Raw genomic sequence first — 2351 nt, 5'->3', positions numbered from 1 at the left:
CTAGTGCTGTGACCACGAACGTTCGCGGTGTTGGGTGACACGTCGTCCGGCCTGTCGACTGGGCGGCGTCGCGGCGGTCAGGCGGTGGCAAAGCGGTGGCGGTGGCGGTGGCGGTGGCGGTGGCAACTTGCACGGGCTCGGCGGCTAAGAGCGCGTTTCACATTGCTGTCAGTCGGGTGTGTTGAAGGTGCGGCGTTGTTGGCGGGTGGCGGGTTCGCCTCGGGCGAGGCGGCGGAGCATACCGCCCAGGGCGGCCCATCGGATCATGGCCTCTGACGTTGCGCGGTGGGTTTCGTAGTCGCGGGCCAGGCGGCGGTGAGCGATGATCCAGGCCAGGGTCCGTTCCACGACCCAGCGGCGCGGGTGCACGACGAACCCTTGCTGGTCGGCGGGTTTGCGGACGATCTCGACGGTGGTGCGCAGCAGGTCGCGGGCCCAGTCGACGAGGCGACCGGCGAAGCCGGAGTCGGCGAAGACGGCCGGATCGGGGTGGCTGCGTAGGTGGCGAGCAGTGCGCCTTTGGCGCCGTCGCGGTCTTGCCAGGACGCGGCGAGGACCCAGACGGTGACCAGCAGGCCGAGGGTGTCGGTGACGATGAACCGTTTCCGGCCGTTGATCTTCTTCCCAGCGTCGTAGCCGCGGGAGTCGCGCGGAACAGTGTCGGCGCCCTTCACGCTCTGCGAGTCGATGATGCCCGCCGTCGGCTCGGGCTCGCGGCCGTGAGCCACCCGGATCTGCTCGCGTAGTTCGGTCAGGATCCGCTCGGTCACACCCCGGTCGTTCAGGCGGGTGAAGCGCGCGTACACGGTCTGCCAGGGCGGGAAGTCGACCGGCAGGTACCGCCACGCGCAGCCGGTGCGTACCACGTACAGGATGGCGTCGATGACGGCCCGGCGGGGATGCTTCTCTGGTCTGCCCATCCACTGCGGAGACGGCAGCATCGCCTCAATGATCTCCCACTCGGCGTCGGTCAGGTCAGAGGGGTACCGCCGCAATCGATCCATACCCGTCTACCGATCGAGTCACCCTCATCGATCGGACCGGCTGTGCGACACACCCGACCAACCCACAAACCAAACGCGCTCTAAGTGACCAGTAGGGTCTGCAGCTAGTGCCGTGACCACAAACGTTGGCCGGGTTGGGTGACACACCGGGTCGGGTCCGCGTAGCGGACCCGGTAACGGTTGAGGCTGTGGCGGTGGCAGAACCCGTTCGAGTACGCCGACTAAGTGATCAAGAAGGTCAGAAGCTGCAGCGGCTGGTGCGTCGCGGAACCGGATCGGCGGTGCGCCTGCGTCGGGCGATGGTCGTGCTCGCCTCAGCCGGCGGGAACACGGTCCCGGCGATCGCCCGTCTCGTGCAGGCTGACGAGGACTCGGTGCGCCAGGTCATCCACCGCTTTAACGAGATGGGGATGCCCAGCCTGGACCCTCAGTGGGCGGGTGGCCGTCCCCGCCAGATCAGTCCTGACGACGAGCAGTTCATCGTCTCGACGGCCAACACCCGCCCGATGAAGCTCGGGCTGCCGTTCACCCGCTGGAGCATCCGCAAACTCGCCGACCATTTGGCCGGCAACCCTGACCGCAGGGTGCCGGTGGGCCGCGAACGGCTGCGGCAGTTGCTGCGCAAACACGAGATCACGTTCCAGCGGACCAAGACGTGGAAGGAGTCGAACGATCCGCAACGGGAGGCGAAACTCGCGCGGATCGAGCACGTCAGCACCCACTTCCCGCATCGGGTGTTCGCGTTCGACGAGTTCGGACCCTTGGCGATCCGTCCGCAGGCCGGCTCCGGCTGGCAGCCCAAGAACCATCCGGACCGGCTGCCCGCGAACTACCACAAGTTGCACGGTGTGCGGCAGTTCCACGGTTGCTACTCCGTCGGTGACGACACGATGTGGGGCGTCGTCCGGCAGCAGAAGTCCGCGGCCAACACCCTCGCCGCTCTCAAGTCGATTCGCGCCGCCCGCCCGGACGGCGCCCCGATCTACGTCATCCTGGACAACCTGTCCGCGCACAAGGGCATCGCCATCCGCCGGTGGGCAGCTCGGAACAAGGTCGAGCTGTGTTTCACCCCGACGTACGCGTCCTGGGCCAACCCGATCGAGGCGCACTTCGGTCCGCTACGGACCTTCGTGATCGCCGGCTCCGACCACCGAAACCACCCGGCACTTGCTCGCCACCTGCACAAATACCTGCGCTGGCGCAACGCGAACGCCCGCCACCCCGACGTCCTGGCCGCTCAACGCCGCGAACGCGCACGCATCCGCAGCGAACGCCAACACCGCTGGGGACAGCCGACCACGAAAGCCGCCTAACCAACCCCGCGAACGTTTGTGGTCACGGCACTAG

General features: G+C 67.5%; 1 protein-coding gene and 1 pseudogene. One reads left to right on the top strand and one right to left on the bottom strand.

Annotated elements, in window-relative coordinates:
• Positions 1-168: 168 nt before the first annotated feature.
• A pseudogene (locus ABZU52_RS32315) lies at positions 169-941 on the bottom strand (IS5 family transposase).
• A gap of 257 nt (positions 942-1198) precedes the next feature.
• Between ABZU52_RS32315 and ABZU52_RS32310 the strand changes: the two are divergent.
• Entirely contained in the window at positions 1199-2317 is a 1119-nt protein-coding gene (locus tag ABZU52_RS32310) for an IS630 family transposase (RefSeq protein WP_354974699.1), read from the top strand.
• Positions 2318-2351 lie beyond the last annotated feature (34 nt).

Source organism: Micromonospora sp. NPDC005220 (genome assembly GCF_040607895.1).
Classification (GTDB): Bacteria; Actinomycetota; Actinomycetes; order Mycobacteriales; family Micromonosporaceae; genus Micromonospora.
This window is presented reverse-complemented; position numbering and strand designations above follow the sequence as displayed.